The organism is Blastococcus sp. LR1, assembly GCF_020166105.1.
In the GTDB taxonomy this organism is placed as follows: Bacteria; Actinomycetota; Actinomycetes; order Mycobacteriales; family Geodermatophilaceae; genus Blastococcus.
Genome location: NZ_JAIUJY010000005.1, coordinates 159,777 through 175,964 on the forward strand (window position 1 = coordinate 159,777; position 16,188 = coordinate 175,964).

Sequence of the window (16,188 nt, forward strand, 5' to 3'; positions counted from 1 at the left end):
CCGCGAGTCTAGGTCGCGGGCCTGTGCGTCAGCTGGTAACCGGGCGGTCAGTACGCTCGCCCGGTGACACCGGAGCAGCTGCAGGACGTCGTTCGTACCGCCGTGGGCGCGGTCGTCGAGCGAGGCGCGCTGCCCGTGGACGTCCCCGCCGACGTCGTGATCGAGCGCCCCCGGAACCCCGAGCACGGCGACTACGCCACCAACATCGCGCTGCGGCTGGCCAAGCCGGCCGGCCGCCCGCCGCGCGACGTGGCCGCGCTGGTGGCCGAGGAGCTGCGGGCGCACGCGGGCATCGCCACCGTCGACATCGCCGGGCCCGGCTTCCTGAACATCACCCTGGCGCAGGGCGCGCTCGGCAAGATCGCGGTCGACGCGGTCACCTCGGGCGAGGCGTACGGCCGCACCGACAGCCTGGCCGGGCAGAAGCTGAACCTCGAGTTCGTCTCGGCCAACCCGACGGGCCCGGTGCACATCGGCGGCACCCGCTGGGCGGCCGTCGGTGACGCGCTCGGCCGGCTGCTGGAGGCCAGCGGCGCGTCGGTGACCCGGGAGTACTACTTCAACGACGCCGGCTCCCAGATCGACCGCTTCGCGCTCAGCCTGATGGCTTCCGCGTCCGGCCGGCCGGTGCCCGAGGACGGCTACGCCGGGGACTACATCAACGAGATCGCCGCCCAGGTGGTCGCCGCCGAGCCGGGTGTCCTCGAGCTTCCGGAAGCCGAGCAGCAGGAGCGCTTCCGGGTGCTCGGCGTCGACCTCATGTTCGCCGAGATCAAGCGGACCCTGGCGGACTTCGGCGTCGTCTTCGACGTCTACTTCAGCGAGCGCACGCTGCACGAGACCGGCGCCCTGCAGAAGGCGATCACCCGGCTGCGGGAGAACGGCCACGTCTACGAGGCCGACGGCGCGGTGTGGCTGCGGACCACCGACTTCGGCGACGACAAGGACCGGCCGCTGATCAAGAGCGACGGCGCCCCCACGTACTTCGCAGCCGACTGCGCCTACTACCTCGACAAGCGCGACCGCGGGTTCGACAAGGTCGTGATCATGCTGGGCGCCGACCACGCCGGCTACGTGGGCCGCTACAAGGCGCTGTCGGCCGCGGTCGGCGACGACCCCGAGGCCAACCTGGAGATCCTGCTCGGCCAGCTGGTCAACCTCGTCCGCGACGGGCAGCCGGTGCGGATGAGCAAGCGCGCCGGCACCGTCGTCCTGCTCGAGGACCTGGTCGAGGCGGTCGGCGCCGACGCCGCCCGCTACGCGCTGGCCCGGGCCTCGGTCGACCAGACGATCGACCTGGACCTTGACCTGTGGAGCCGGCAGACCAACGACAACCCGGTCTTCACCGTGCAGTACGCGCACGCCCGCATCTCCTCGGTGCTGCGCAACGCCGCCGACCTGGGTATCGCGCTGGGCGAGGCGGACGACGTCGACGTCGCCCAGCTGACGCACGAGCGGGAGAACACGCTGCTGCGCGCGCTCGGTGAGTTCCCCCGGGTGATCACGGCCGCCGCCGAGCTGCGCGCCCCGCACCGGGTGGCCCGCTACCTCGAGGAGCTGGCCGGCACCTACCACCGGTTCTACGACTCCTGCCGCGTCCTGCCCCGCGGTGACGAGGAGACGACGCCGCTGACCGTGTCGCGGCTGTGGTTGTGCGCGGCCACCGCGCAGGTGCTGCGGAACGGCCTCGCCGTCCTCGGCGTGAGCGCTCCGGAGCGGATGTGAGGGCGCACCCCGCAGGTCCGCTGCACGGCAACATCTCGCCGCCGTCGGCCGCGGGCGCCCCGCCCGAGGAGCTCGGCGCCCTGGACCCCCAGGTCTGGCCGCGGTCGGCCCAGCGCATCGACGGCGAGCTGCACCTGGGCGGCCGCCCGGTGACCGAGCTCGCCCGGACGCACGGCACGCCGCTGTTCGTGCTGGACGAGGGCGACTTCCGCGGCCGCGCGGCGGAGTTCGCCGACGCCTTCGACGACGCCGACGTGCACTACGCCTCCAAGGCGTTCCTCTGTGGTCAGGTCGCGCGGTGGATCGCCGAGGACGGCCTGCACCTGGACGCCTGCAGCGGCAACGAGCTGGCCCTGGCGCTGGCCGCCGGCTTCCCCGCCGGGCGGATCGCGCTGCACGGCAACAACAAGTCGATGGTGGAGCTCGAGCTCGCCGTCGACTCCGGGATCGGCCACGTCGTCCTCGACTCCTTCGACGAGATCGACCGGCTGGGCCCGCTCGCCGCCGCCCGCGTGGCCGGTGGGGGAGCGCCGGTCCCGGTGCTGATCCGCACGACGGTCGGCATCGAGGCGCACACCCACGAGTTCATCGCCACCGCGCACGAGGACCAGAAGTTCGGCTTCTCCCTCGCCACCGGCGACGCCCTGGCGGCCGCCCGTCGCGTGGTCGAGCAGCCGGCGCTGCGCCTGGCCGGGCTGCACAGCCACATCGGGTCGCAGATCTTCGACACCGCCGGGTTCGAGGCGGCGGCGCACCGGGTCGTCGGCCTGATGGGCGCGGTCCGCGACGCGACCGGCCAGGTGCTGGAGGAGCTCAACCTCGGCGGAGGCTTCGGCATCGCCTACCTCCCCGACGACGACCCGGTCAGCGCCGCCGACGTCGCCGGGAAGCTGCGCTCGGTCGTCGCGGCCGAGTGCGCCGAGCTCGGGCTGCCGGTGCCCCGCCTGGCCGTCGAGCCCGGCCGCGCCATCGCCGGCCCCGGCACCGTGACGCTCTACGAGATCGGCACCATCAAGCCGGTCCGGCTCGGCGCCTCCGGAGCGCCGGGGACGCCACTGGTGCGCAACTACGTGTCGGTCGACGGCGGGATGAGCGACAACATCCGCACCGCCCTCTACGACGCGTCCTACACCTGCGTGCTGGCCAACCGCAGCTCCGACGCCCCGCCCGCGCTGTGCCGGGTGGTGGGCAAGCACTGCGAGAGCGGCGACATCCTGGTCCGCGACCTCTGGCTGCCCTCGGACGTCCAGCCCGGCGACCTGCTCGCCGTCGCCGCCACCGGCGCGTACTGCTGGTCCATGGCGAGCAACTACAACTACCTGCTCAAGCCCCCGGTGGTGGCCGTCCGGGACGGCGTCGCCACCGAGATCGTGCGTCGCCAGACACTGGCCGACGTGTTCGCCCTCGACGCGGTCCTCGCCGACCGCCCCGCACCGTCGCCTGCGCCCTCGCAGCCGGCGCCCGAGCACTCCGGAGGAGCCCGCTCGTGAACGGTCCGCTCAAGGTCGCCCTGCTCGGCTGCGGCACCGTCGGCAGCGCCGTGCTGCGGCTGCTGCAGGACCAGGCCGGTGAGTTCGCCGCGCGCATCGGCCGCCCCGTGGAGGTCGTCGGCGTCGCCGTCCGGCGTCCGCAGCACCACCCCGACGTCCCGCAGCACCTGCTCACCACCGACGCGCACGCGCTGGTGACCCGCGAGGACGTCGACCTCGTGGTCGAGGTCATCGGCGGCATCGAGCCTGCCCGCTCGCTGATGCTGGCCGCGTTCGAGGCCGGCAAGTCGGTGGTCAGCGCCAACAAGGCGCTCCTGGCCGAGGACGGCGTCGCGCTGCACGCCGCGGCCGCCAAGGCCGGCGTCGACCTGTACTACGAGGCCGCCGTAGCCGGCGCGATCCCGATCCTCCGGCCGCTGCGCGAGTCGCTCGCCGGTGACCAGCTCAGCCGCGTGGTCGGCATCGTCAACGGGACGACGAACTACATCCTGTCGCGGATGGCCGAGACCGGCGCCGGCTTCGGCGAGGCGCTCGCCGAGGCAACCGAGCTCGGGTACGCCGAGGCCGACCCGACCGCCGACGTCGACGGTTTCGACGCCGCCGCGAAGGCCGCGATCCTCGCCTCGCTGGCCTTCCACACCCCGGTGTCGGCCGCCGACGTGTACCGCGAGGGGATCTCGACGGTCACCGCCACCGACGTCTCCCGCGCCGCCGAGATCGGCTGCACGGTGAAGCTCCTGGCGATCTGCGAGCGGGTCACGGGCGAGGACGGCAGCGACTCCGTGGCCGTCCGGGTGCACCCCGCGATGATCCCGACCACCCACCCGCTCGCCTCGGTCAGCGGCGCGTTCAACGCCGTCTTCGTCGAGGCCGTCGCCGCGGGTCAGCTGATGTTCTACGGCCAGGGCGCCGGGGGAGAGCCCACCGCGTCCGCGGTCCTGGGTGACCTCGTGGCCGTGGCCCGCAACCGGCTGGCCGGCGCCGCCGGGCAGGGGCCCTCGGGCTACGCGGACCTCGCCGTCCGGCCCATGGCGGAGACGCCGACCCGCTACCACGTCAGCCTCGACGTCGCGGACAAGCCCGGTGTGCTCGCCGCCGTCGCGCTGGAGTTCGCGCAGCATGGCGTCAGCATCTCCACCGTCCGTCAGACCGGTCGCGGCGACGCCGCGACGCTCGTCATCGTCACCCACAGCGCCCCCGACGCGGCGCTGTCGGCCACCATTGCCGCGCTGCGGGAGATGCCCGCGGTCCGCGGGGTCACCAGCGTGCTGCGCGTAGAAGGGTTGTCATGACCGCGCCGTCGATCGTCTCCCCGGGCTGGCCGGGTCTCATCGAGGCCTACCGGTCCCGCCTCCCGGTCAGCGACAGCACGCCGGTGGTGACCCTGCACGAGGGCGCCACCCCGCTGCTGCCCGCGCGGGAGCTCTCCCGGATCACCGGCTGCGAGGTCTACCTCAAGGTCGAGGGCGCGAACCCGACCGGTTCCTTCAAGGACCGGGGCATGACCATGGCCATCACCAAGGCCGTGGAGGAGGGGTCGAAGGCGGTCATCTGCGCCTCGACCGGGAACACCAGCGCCAGCGCCGCCGCCTACGCCGCCCGCGCCGGGCTCACCTGCGCCGTGCTCGTCCCGCAGGGCAAGATCGCCATGGGCAAGCTCGCACAGGCGCTGGTGCACGGAGCCAAGCTGCTGCAGGTCGACGGCAACTTCGACGACTGCCTCGCTCTGGCCAGCAAGCTGGCGATCGACTACCCGGTCAGCCTGGTGAACAGCGTCAACCAGTTCCGGATCGAGGGGCAGAAGACCGCCTCCTTCGAGATCGTCGACGTCCTGGGCGACGCCCCCGACATCCACTGCCTCCCGGTCGGCAACGCCGGCAACATCACCGCCTACTGGCAGGGCTACCGGGAGTACTGCACCACCTCGGAGACCCCCGGCCCGGCCACCCACACCCCGAAGATGTGGGGCTTCCAGGCCGCCGGCGCCGCACCCATCGTCAACGGCTCCGTCGTGGAGAACCCCAGCACGATCGCCACCGCGATCCGGATCGGCAACCCCGCGTCCTGGACCAAGGCGCTCGCCGCCCGCGACGACTCCGGCGGCCGCATCGACGCCGTCACCGACCGCGCGATCCTCTCGGCGTACCGGATGCTCGCGCGCACCGAGGCGGTCTTCGTCGAGCCGGCCTCGGCGGCCTCGGTCGCCGGGCTGCTGCAGGTGCACGCGGCCGGCGAGCTCGAGCCGGGTCAGCGGATCGTCTGCACCGTGACCGGCAACGGCCTCAAGGACCCGGAGTGGGCGATCTCCGGTGCGCCCGCGCCGCTGACGGTCCCGGTCGACGCCGCCGCGGCGGCGGCGCAGCTCGGCCTGTGACCGTCCTCGACCCAGATCGGGTGACCGTCCGCGTCCCCGCGACCAGCGCCAACCTCGGCCCGGCCTTCGACTGCGCCGGCCTCGCGCTCGCCCACCACGACGTCCTCGAGTTCTCCGTCGAGCCCTCCGGTCTCTCGGTCGAGGTCCGCGGCGTCGGCGAGGGCGAGCTGCCGCTCGACGAGTCGCACCTGGTGGTCCGCGCGTTCCGGGCGGCCTGCGCCGAGCTCGGGTGGTCGCCGCCGGGGCTTCGCGTCGTCGCCCAGAACTCCATCCCGCAGGGGCGGGGGATGGGCTCGTCGGCCGCGGCCGTCGTCGCCGGGGTGATGGGCGCGTGGGCGCTCTCCCCTCGGGCGCAGTCCATCGATCTCGACGCCGTGCTCCGGCTCGCGACGGACATGGAGGGCCATCCCGACAACGTCGCGCCCTGCCTGCTCGGCGGGCTGGTCCTCTCCTGGACCGACGGTGACCGGGTCGGTGCCGACAGCCTCGGAGTGCACGAGGACGTGCTGCCGGTGCTGCTCGTTCCGGACGCGACGCTCTCGACCGAGGTGGCCCGCGGGCTGCTGCCCGAGCTCGTGCCGCACGCCGACGCCGCGTTCAACGCCGGACGGTCGGCCCTGCTGGTGCACGCGCTGACCGCTGAGCCGGCCCTGCTGCTGCCCGCGACCGAGGACCGGCTGCACCAGCAGCAGCGGCGGGCTGCGATGCCCGAGTCGCTCGCGCTGATCGACCGGCTGCGCGACGCCGGCCACCCGGCCGTGGTCTCCGGTGCCGGGCCGTCGGTCCTCGCGCTGGCGACGCGCACCGACCAGGTGGAAGCGATCCGCACGCTGGCCCCGGAGGGCTGGTCGGTGCTGCCGCTGGACGTCGATCCCACCGGGGCGCGAGTGGCGCGTGCACCGCGCCAGGTATCGTCTCGGTAACGAGGAACACACTGGAAACCACCGGTGTTGTCCTGCCTGTGAGCTGCGATTAGGCTCACGGCGTAGCCGCCCACTCGGGCGAGCCTCGCGCGGGGCCGAAGCAGTTCGAATCTCTTCGCCGCTGATCCGCCTCGCATCTTCTCCACCTGATCCTCGATTGCGCCCGCCTCCGGCCGGCTGACGGGGATCCGGGAACCCCTGCGCTCAGACGGCGCAGGTCACCGCAGGGAAGGACCTGTACGTGAGCGAAACCACCGACCTCGTCGCGACCGGCGCATCCGACGCCGCTGCCGAGGGAACTGCCGCTTCTGGGACGGCGGGCCGACCCCGCCGCCGCGGCAACGGGCTGGCCGGCATGCTGCTGCCCGAGCTCCAGCGCCTGGCCACCGAGCTTGGCATCGCCGGCACCGGCCGGATGCGCAAGAGCGACCTGGTCGCCGCCATCTCCGAGCGCCAGGTGGGCGGCCCCGACGCCGCCCCCGCGCCGAGCACCGAGACCACGGCGCCCGCCGAGACCGCCTCGACCGGCGGCGCCGACACCGCCCGCGGCGTGGCCGCGACCTCTGCGCCGCTCGAGGCCCCGATCAGCGGTGGCGCCAACGGCGGCCCCCTGACCGGCGACGCGGCTCCCGCTCCCGCCCGCGGTCGGCGCGGCGCCCGTCGTCCGGCCGGCTCGCCGACCGACGCCCCCGCGACCGACGCCACCGACGCCCCCGCGACCGACGCCCCCGCGACCGACGCCGCTCGGGCGGCCGAGGCCGTGGAGGCCGTCGAGGCGACCGCGCCGGCTCCTACCGAGCCGCGTGAGGACGAGCGCGACGGCGACCGCCCCCAGCGCAACCGCGACCGGAACCGCAACCGCGGTGACCGGGACGGCAACCGCGACGGGAACCGGGAGAGCGGCGACCGCGCCGAGCGCCCCGCACGCGAGGGCAACGACCGGCCCGAGCGCGGCAACCGCGACGGTGCCGCCCGCGACGGCGCCGCCCGCGAGGACCGTTCCCGTGACGGTGCCAACCGTGACAGTGCGAACCGTGACAGTGCCAACCGGGACGGGGCGAACCGGGACGGGGCGAACCGTGACGGGGCGAACCGTGACGGGGCCGGGCGCGACGGCAACCGCGGCCCCGACCGCGACCGCAACGAGCGGGGCGGGCGTCCCGACAACCGCACCGACGGCGGACGCACCGACGCCGGCCGCGGCGACCGGAACAACGGCCCGGCCGACGACGAGGACGACGACTTCGAGGGCGGCCGCGGTCGCCGGGGCCGTCGCTACCGCGACCGCAACAAGCGCGGCACCGGCCGGGAGCGCTTCGACCAGGGCGAGCCGACCGTCAGCGACGACGACGTCCTGCTGCCCGTCGCCGGCATCCTGGACGTGCTGGACAACTACGCGTTCGTCCGCACCTCTGGGTACCTGACCGGCCCGAACGACGTCTACGTCTCGCTGTCGCAGGTGCGCAAGCACGGCCTGCGCCGCGGTGACGCCATCACCGGCGCCGTCCGTCAGCCCCGCGAGGGCGAGCGCAAGGACAAGTACAACGCCCTGGTGCGGCTGGACTCGGTCAACGGCCTCGACCCCGAGCAGGCCCGCAACCGCCCGGAGTTCACCAAGCTGACCCCGCTCTACCCGCAGGACCGCCTGCGGCTGGAGACCGAGCCGCACCTGCTGACCACCCGGGTCATCGACCTGGTCATGCCGATCGGCAAGGGGCAGCGCGCGCTGATCGTGTCGCCGCCGAAGGCCGGCAAGACGATGGTGCTGCAGTCGCTGGCCAACGCCATCACGACGAACAACCCCGAGTGCCACCTGATGGTCGTCCTCGTCGACGAGCGGCCCGAAGAGGTCACCGACATGCAGCGCTCAGTGAAGGGCGAGGTCATCGCCTCGACCTTCGACCGGCCGCCGTCGGACCACACCACGGTCGCCGAGCTCTCCATCGAGCGGGCCAAGCGCCTGGTCGAGATGGGCCACGACGTCGTCGTCCTGCTGGACTCGATCACCCGCCTGGGCCGCGCCTACAACCTGGCGGCCCCCGCCAGTGGGCGCATCCTCTCCGGTGGCGTCGACTCCACGGCGCTCTACCCGCCCAAGCGCTTCCTCGGCGCTGCCCGCAACATCGAGAACGGTGGCTCGCTGACGATCATCGCGTCGGCGCTGGTCGAGACCGGCTCCACGATGGACACGGTCATCTTCGAGGAGTTCAAGGGCACCGGTAACGCGGAGATCAAGCTGGACCGCCGCCTGGCGGACAAGCGGGTCTTCCCGGCCGTCGACGTCAACGCGTCGGGCACGCGCAAGGAGGAGATCCTCATGTCGCCCGACGAGCTGGCCATCGTCATCAAGCTGCGCCGGGTGCTCGGCGCGCTCGAGCCGCAGCAGGCGCTGGAGCTGCTGCTCGAGAAGCTGAAGAAGACGCGGAACAACGTCGAGTTCCTCATGCAGATCCAGAAGACGACGCTGGGCCCCGACAAGGATTGAGAAAGGACCCCCGTCCACCCCACCCTTCGCAAGCTCAGGGTGGGCCCCTGGACGGGGGCCGTTCCAGCACCTCCCGGGGGATCTGGGAGACTGGACCACCGAGCCCCGCTGGCGCGGCTGGAAATACTCCTCCGGCCCCCGGCGTTCTGACCGACTGAACGACCCAGACTTCCGTAGAAGAGGCAGCAGCCATGAAGCCCGACATCCACCCGGCCTACAACGTCACCACCGTGACCTGCGGCTGCGGCAACACCTTCACGACCCGCAGCACCTCGCCCAGCGGCACGCTGACCGTCGAGACCTGCTCCGCCTGCCACCCGTTCTACACCGGTAAGCAGCGCATCCTCGACACCGGTGGCCGCGTCGCCCGCTTCGAGAAGCGGTTCGGCAAGCGCGCCGCTGCCGGCGCCGAGACCGCCGACAAGTAGCCACTCCGACGGCGCCCGTCCCACCTTCCGGTGGGGCGGGCGCCGTCGTCATGTCCGGACCACAACGCGCGGGAGGAACCTCAGTGAGCAGCACCGAGACGTCCGGTGCCGACCGGCTGGCCGGGCTGCTCGCCGAGCACGCGCGGCTGGAGCAGGAACTCGCCGACCCGGCGGTGCACGCAGATCAGACGCGCGCCCGCCGGATGGCGCGGCGCTACGCGCAGCTCGCCCCGCTGGTCGAGACGGCCCGCGCGCTCGACGAGGCGCGGGACGACCTCAGCGCCGCGCGCGAGCTGGCCGCCGAGGACGCCTCCTTCGCCGCCGAGGCGACCGGCCTGGAGGCGCAGATCGGGGAGCTGACCGTCCGGCTGCGCGAGCAGCTGCTGCCGAAGGACCCCGACGACGACAAGGACGTCATCCTCGAGATCAAGGCGGGGGAGGGCGGCGCGGAGTCCGCGCTGTTCGCCGGGGATCTGCTGCGCATGTACCTCCGCTACGCCGAGCGCCGCGGCTGGTCGACCGAGGTCCTGGACGCCGTCGACGCCGAGCTCGGCGGGTACAAGGACGTCGCGGTCGCCATCAAGTCCCGCACCGACGAGGGCATCTGGTCCCGGCTGAAGTTCGAGGGCGGGGTGCACCGCGTGCAGCGGGTGCCGGTCACCGAGTCGCAGGGCCGGATCCACACCTCCGCGGCCGGCGTCCTGGTGCTGCCCGAGGCCGAGGAGGTCGACGTCACCGTCGACCAGAACGACCTGCGCATCGACGTCTTCCGCTCGTCGGGGCCGGGCGGGCAGAGCGTGAACACCACCGACTCCGCCGTCCGCATCACCCACCTGCCCAGCGGCATCGTGGTGAGCTCGCAGAACGAGAAGAGCCAGCTGCAGAACAAGGAGTCGGCGCTGCGCGTGCTGCGCTCGCGGCTGCTGGCCGCCGCCCGCGAGGAGGCGGACGCCGCGGCCAGCGACCAGCGACGCAGCCAGGTCCGGACGATGGACCGCAGCGAGCGGGTGCGCACCTACAACTTCCCGGAGAACCGGATCGCCGACCACCGCGTCGGCTACAAGGCGCACAACCTCGACCAGGTGATCGACGGCGACCTCGACGCGGTGATCGACGCGCTCGCCACCGCGCACACCGCCGAGCTGCTGGCGGCCGGGTCCTGAACACCCGCACGCTCCTGACCGAGGCCACCCGTCGGCTCGCCGACGCGGGGGTGGAGTCGCCGCGCGTGGACGCCGAGCTGCTGCTGGGCCACGTCGTCGGCCGCTCACGGGCGGGGCTGTTCACCCTCGACGAGGTCGACGACGACGCCGCGGCCCGCTTCGGTGCCCTGCTCGACCAGCGCGCCGACCGCGTGCCGCTCCAGCACCTGACCGGCCGCGCGGCCTTCCGGCACCTCGAGCTCGCCGTCGGCCCCGGGGTGTTCGTCCCGCGGCCGGAGACCGAACTGCTGGTCGAGTGGGCGCTGGAGCGGCTCACCGGGCTGGACGGCCCGATCGTGGTGGACCTCGGCAGCGGATCGGGCGCCATCGCGCTGTCGATCGCGCACGAGCACCCCGGCGCACGGGTGACGGCCGTGGAGCGGGATCCCGGCGCTATCGAGTGGACCCGGCACAACGCGCTGGCGCGGGCCGGGAAGGACACCCCGGTCGGCGTCGTCGCGGGCGACATGACCGATCCGGCACTGCTCGGGGAGTTCGACGGCCGGGTGGAGGTCGTCGTCTCCAATCCGCCCTACGTCCCCGACGGCGCCGTCGTACCCCGCGAGGTCGCCGACCACGACCCGCCGCTGGCGCTGTGGGGTGGCCCGGACGGACTCGATGTCGTGCGGGGCATGCTGTCGGTGGCCGAGCGGCTGCTGCGACCCGGTGGCCACCTGGGTATCGAGCACGCCGACCAGCAGGGGACGGCGCTGCCCGCGCTGGTCCGGGCGCACGGGGGATTCACCGACGTCGAGGACCACGTGGACCTCGCCGGCCGCCCCCGGTTCACCACCGCACGGCGCAGGGAGGGCTGATGCACCCGCACCCGGAACTGCTCGCGAACCGGTACCGGCTGTCGTCGCTGATCGCCGGGGGCGGCATGGGCCAGGTGTGGCGGGGACACGACCAGCTCCTCGACCGCCCCGTCGCGGTCAAGGTGCTGCGCGACCAGTACGCCGGGGACGCCACGTTCCGGACCCGTTTCCGCGCGGAGGCCCAGCACGCCGCCCTGCTCACGCACCCGCACATCGCCGCCGTCTTCGACTACGGCGAGCTGCCCGGGAGCGCCGGCGCAGCGCCGGTGGCCTACCTGGTCATGGAACTGGTCGAGGGCGTTTCGCTCGCCGACCTGCTCGCCCGCGAGCAGCGCCTGGACCCGGCGCGGACCGTCGACATCGTGCGACAGGCGGCCGACGGTCTCGCCGCCGCGCACGCCGCCGGGGTGGTGCACCGCGACGTGAAGCCCGCCAACATCCTGGTCACGCCGCAGGGCGCCGTGAAGATCACCGACTTCGGGATCGCCCGCTCGGCCGCCAGCGTCGCGGTCACCGGCACCGGCCAGGTCATCGGGACGGCGCACTACTTCTCCCCGGAGCAGGCCTCGGGGGCGCAGGCCACGCCGGCCAGCGACGTCTACGCGCTCGGGGCGGTGGCCTACGAGTGCCTGGCCGGACGCCGTCCTTTCGAGGCGGAGAACCCGGTCCAGATCGCCGTCATGCACATCCGCGACGAGCCGGCGCCCCTGCCGCCCGACGTCCCCGCCGACGTACGCGCCCTGGTGGGGCGCGCCATGGCCAAGGACCCGGCGGTCCGCTACCCCGACGGCGCTGCGCTCCGCGACGCCGCGGACCGGCTGGCACCCGCCCTGCCCACCTCTCCGGCGCGCACCGCGGTGCTCCCGGTCCCCGGCCCCTCGACGACGCCGGTCCGGGTCGCGCCGGCACCTGACGCGGAACGGCGGCGGTGGCTCCTCCCGGCGCTGACCGCGGCGGTCGTCCTCCTGATCCTCGGAGCGGTCCTCGCCACCGTGCTCCCCGACCGGCCCAGCTCGCCGGCGAGCGGCGGCACCCCTACCGCGACGACCCCCTCCGCGACGACACCGGCCGGGATCGACGTGGCGGCAGCGGGCCTCGTCGGGCGACCGGTGCAGGAGGTCCAGGCCGAGCTCATCGGACGCGGGCTGCGCGTGGAGGTCGTCCCGGTGGAGACGGCGGACGTGCCCGCGGGCCAGGTCACCGCGGTGGACCCGGAGGGCACCCTGGCACCCGCCGACCTCGTGCGGCTGTCCTACGCCGTCCCGCCGGTCGTGCTGCCCGCCCCGGTCGAGCAGGGCGGTGGCGGCGGCCGCGGGGGCGGGAACTCCGAGCGGGCGGAGAAGAAGGCGGAGGAGGAGCAGAAGAAGGCGGAGCGGGAGCGGGAGAAGCAGGAGGAGAAGCAGGAGGACGAGGAGGGCGATGACTGACGCCGGGGTGCGTGCCGCCGCCGCACCGGTGACAGACTCGCTACCCGTGGCCGACATCTACGACTGCACCGACCCCGGGGCCCGCACCGCAGGGCTCGACGCCGCCGCCGCGGCGATCGCCCGCTCCGAGCTGGTCCTGCTGCCCACCGACACCGTGTACGGCGTCGCCGCCGACGCCTTCTCACCGGCCGCGGTGACCCGCCTCCTCGCCGCGAAGAACCGCGGCCGCGGGATGCCGGTCCCGGTGCTGATCGGCGAGGCCTCGACGCTCGCCGGCCTGGTGCTGAAGACGCCGGAGGCCGCCACCCGGCTGGCCCAGGAGTTCTGGCCCGGCGGGCTCACGCTGGTGGTGGAGCACGCGCCGTCGCTCGCGTGGGATCTCGGCGACGCGGAGGGCACCGTCGCCGTCCGGCTGCCCGACGACGAGCTGACCCGCGACCTGCTCCGGCGCACCGGACCGCTCGCGGTCTCCAGCGCCAACCGCTCCGGCCGGCCGGCGGCGACCACCGCGCAGGAGGCCGACCAGCAGCTGGGCGAGCACGCCGCGGTCGTGCTCGACGGCGGTCCGCGGGACAGCTCGGCGGCCAGCACCATCGTCGACTGCACCGGCCCGACCCCGCGCGTCCTGCGTGTCGGCGCGGTCCCGGTCGACCGTCTCCGCGAGGTGCTCCCCGACATCACGGACTGACGCCCGTTCAGTGTCATAGTTGTTCTCTGACCGCCGCGCCGCCCGAGCCGGGTGACGCGGGCGCCCGCACCGACGTTCTGGAGTGCGACCGAGATGAGCACGCCCTACTGGGGCCCGGACTTCGACGCCCTGGCCGCCTTCGACCCCGACATCGCCGGTGTGGTCACCGACGAGCTCGGTCGGCTGCGGGGCGGGCTCCAGCTGATCGCCAGCGAGAACTTCACCAGCCCCGCCGTCCTCGCGGCGCTGGGCAGCACGCTGTCGAACAAGTACGCCGAGGGCTATCCGGGACGTCGGTACTACGGCGGGTGCGAGGTCGTCGACCGCGCCGAGGAGATCGGCATCGCCCGCGCCAAGGAGCTCTTCGGCGCCGAGCACGCGAACCTCCAGCCGCACTCGGGTGCGAACGCCAACCTGGCCGCCTACGGAGCCTTCCTGCAGCCCGGCGATACGTTCCTCGGGATGGCGCTGCCGCACGGCGGCCACCTGACCCACGGCACGAAGGTCAGCTTCAGCGGCAAGTGGTTCAACGCCGTCCAGTACGGCGTCGACGAGAAGACGGAGCACATCGACTACGACCAGGTGCGCGACCTGGCCCGCGACCACCGGCCAAAGCTCATCGTCGCCGGCGGCTCGGCCATCCCGCGGCTGATCGACTTCGCCGCCTTCCGCGAGATCGCCGACGAGGTCGGCGCGATCTTCATGGTCGACGCCGCGCACTTCATCGGCCTCGTCGCCGGCAAGGCGATCCCGAGCCCGGTGCCCTACGCCGACGTCGTCACCTTCACCACGCACAAGGTGCTCCGCGGCCCGCGCGGCGGCGCCATCGTGTGCAAGGCCGAGCACGCCAAGGCGATCGACAAGTCGGCCTTCCCGATGATGCAGGGCGGGCCGCTCATGCACGCCGTCGCCGCCAAGGCGGTGAACTTCAAGGAGTGCCTCCAGCCGGAGTACCAGGCCTACGCGCGCCAGGTCATCGCCAACGCGCAGGCGCTCACCGAGGGGTTGGCGGCCGAGGGGCTGCGCCCTGTGGCCGGCGGCACCGACACCCACCTCGCGCTGCTCGACCTCCAGCAGACGGGGGTGACGGGCGTGGACGCCGAGGCCCGGTGCGGTGCCGCGGGCATCGTCCTCAACAAGAACGCCATCCCGTACGACCCGCAGCCGGCGTCGGTCGCCTCGGGCATCCGGGTCGGCAGCCCCGCGGTGACGACCCAGGGGATGACCGAGCCGGCCATGAAGTCGATCGCCTCGCTCATCGGCACCGCGATCCGGGACGCCGACGGGAGCCGGACGGCGGAGGTCGCGGCCGGTGTCCGCGAGCTGGTCGGCGCCCACCCGGCCTACCCCGAGCCCGCCCGGACCGTCTGAACCGTGCGCGAATACGTCGTCGTCCTCCTCACCGCGGCGCTGGTCACCTTCCTGGCCACGCCCGTGGTGCGGATGGCGGCGATCCGGCTGCGGATGATGGCCGCGCCGCGGGAGCGCGACGTGCACGTCATCCCGACGCCGCGAGGCGGCGGCATGGCCATGTACCTCGGGGTGGTCGCCGCGATCCTGGTGGCCTCGCGGCTGCCCAACCTGCAGCGGACGTTCGACGACTCCCAGGTCTACGCCGTCCTCGTCGCCGGCGGGCTGATCTGCCTGCTGGGGGTGCTGGACGACAAGTGGGGCCTGGACGCCCTGACGAAACTCACCGGCCAGATCGCCGCGGCCGGGGTGATGGTGCTGCTCGGCGTGCAGCTGGCCTACGTCTTCCTGCCCGTCGCCGACATCGGGACCATCTCCCTGGGCCCGGACGTCGGCGTCCCCGCGACCATCCTGCTCACCGTCCTGGCGGTGAACGCGCTGAACTTCATCGACGGACTGGACGGTCTGGCCGCGGGGGTCTCCGCGATCGCGGCGCTGGCGTTCTTCGCCTACAGCTACAGCCTGGCCCTCGACGGCTACGTCGAGTCGGCCAGCGCGCCGGCGCTGATCACCGCGGTGCTGGCCGGAGCGTGCCTGGGCTTCCTGCCGCACAACTTCAGCCCGGCCCGGATCTTCATGGGCGACTCCGGCTCCATGCTGGTGGGTCTGATGCTGTCCGCCGCCGCGGTGAGCGCCACCGGGGGAGTGGACGCCCAGTCCTTCGGCTCCGCGGCCAGCCTGCTGCCGTTGACCCTGCCGCTGCTGGTGCCGGTCGCGGTGCTCTTCATCCCCTTCACCGACCTGGTGCTGGCGGTCTTCCGCCGCACGCTGCGCGGCCGGTCACCGTTCGCCCCGGACAAGATGCACCTGCACCACCGGCTGCTCTCCATCGGCCACTCGCACCGGCGGGCGGTGCTGGTCATGTACTTCTGGGCCGCGCTGCTCTCGTTCGGTGCGGTGGGGCTGTCCATCACCGGGGGACAGGTCGAGCTCCTGGTCGCGATCGCGGTCCTGCTCGTCGTGGGGGTCGTCGTGGTGCTCAGCCCCCGGGCTCGCCGGGCGGCCCGGGAGGCGCGGGCGGCCGAGCTCGAGGCGCAGCGGCAGAAGAGCCGCGCCGACCACCCGACGTCACGCGTGAGGCGGCCCGACGTCGAGCCGCCGACGGTCCGCGAACCGGTCCGCTGACCCCGTCCGGGACGGCCTGTTGGCCCGCTGCCTGCC

The 16,188-nt window shown here is 73.6% G+C and carries 13 protein-coding genes; all 13 read left to right on the top strand.

The genetic code is table 11. The features are described from left to right. The first annotated feature begins 63 nt into the window (after positions 1-63). Complete coding sequence (gene argS / locus LBW97_RS15715; RefSeq protein WP_224500297.1) at positions 64-1,725, top strand: arginine--tRNA ligase; 1,662 nt, start codon at positions 64-66, stop codon at positions 1,723-1,725. Beyond that, positions 1,722-3,215, top strand: coding sequence for a diaminopimelate decarboxylase (gene lysA, locus LBW97_RS15720; protein WP_224500298.1), 1,494 nt, complete (start codon positions 1,722-1,724; stop codon positions 3,213-3,215). Before argS ends, lysA begins: the two co-directional genes overlap by 4 nt. Beyond that, positions 3,212-4,507 carry a homoserine dehydrogenase gene (locus tag LBW97_RS15725; RefSeq protein WP_224500299.1) on the top strand — a complete coding sequence of 432 codons (1,296 nt, stop codon included), beginning with the start codon at positions 3,212-3,214 and terminating at the stop codon, positions 4,505-4,507. The genes lysA and LBW97_RS15725 overlap by 4 nt, the downstream gene beginning before the upstream one ends. Next, entirely contained in the window at positions 4,504-5,589 is a 1,086-nt protein-coding gene (gene thrC, locus LBW97_RS15730; RefSeq protein WP_224500300.1) for a threonine synthase, read from the top strand. The genes LBW97_RS15725 and thrC overlap by 4 nt, the downstream gene beginning before the upstream one ends. A gap of 20 nt (positions 5,590-5,609) precedes the next feature. Continuing rightward, positions 5,610-6,512, top strand: a complete 903-nt coding sequence (thrB, locus tag LBW97_RS15735; protein WP_224500301.1) for a homoserine kinase — start codon at positions 5,610-5,612, stop codon at positions 6,510-6,512. Positions 6,513-6,753: 241 nt separating this feature from the next. Beyond that, positions 6,754-8,997: a transcription termination factor Rho gene (gene rho, locus LBW97_RS15740; protein ID WP_224500302.1), complete on the top strand. Its 2,244-nt coding sequence runs from the start codon at positions 6,754-6,756 to the stop codon at positions 8,995-8,997. Between the two features lie 191 nt (positions 8,998-9,188). Next, the gene (gene rpmE / locus LBW97_RS15745; RefSeq protein WP_224500303.1) at positions 9,189-9,425 is read left to right on the top strand and encodes a 50S ribosomal protein L31; all 237 of its coding nucleotides are present in this window, start codon (positions 9,189-9,191) and stop codon (positions 9,423-9,425) included. 83 nt (positions 9,426-9,508) lie between these two features. Further along, entirely contained in the window at positions 9,509-10,588 is a 1,080-nt protein-coding gene (gene prfA, locus LBW97_RS15750) for a peptide chain release factor 1 (protein ID WP_224500304.1), read from the top strand. A gap of 14 nt (positions 10,589-10,602) precedes the next feature. Continuing rightward, positions 10,603-11,442, top strand: coding sequence for a peptide chain release factor N(5)-glutamine methyltransferase (gene prmC, locus LBW97_RS15755; protein ID WP_224500508.1), 840 nt, complete (start codon positions 10,603-10,605; stop codon positions 11,440-11,442). Further along, positions 11,442-12,869: a protein kinase gene (locus LBW97_RS15760; RefSeq protein ID WP_224500305.1), complete on the top strand. Its 1,428-nt coding sequence runs from the start codon at positions 11,442-11,444 to the stop codon at positions 12,867-12,869. The genes prmC and LBW97_RS15760 overlap by 1 nt, the downstream gene beginning before the upstream one ends. After that, the gene (locus LBW97_RS15765) at positions 12,862-13,557 is read left to right on the top strand and encodes an L-threonylcarbamoyladenylate synthase (RefSeq protein ID WP_224500306.1); all 696 of its coding nucleotides are present in this window, start codon (positions 12,862-12,864) and stop codon (positions 13,555-13,557) included. The genes LBW97_RS15760 and LBW97_RS15765 overlap by 8 nt, the downstream gene beginning before the upstream one ends. A 93-nt stretch (positions 13,558-13,650) precedes the next feature. Beyond that, a complete protein-coding gene (gene glyA, locus LBW97_RS15770) occupies positions 13,651-14,928 on the top strand; it encodes a serine hydroxymethyltransferase (protein ID WP_224500307.1) in 1,278 nt (425 codons plus the stop codon). Positions 14,929-14,931: 3 nt separating this feature from the next. Beyond that, positions 14,932-16,152, top strand: a complete 1,221-nt coding sequence (locus LBW97_RS15775) for a glycosyltransferase family 4 protein (protein ID WP_224500308.1) — start codon at positions 14,932-14,934, stop codon at positions 16,150-16,152. The last annotated feature ends 36 nt before the right edge of the window (positions 16,153-16,188 follow it).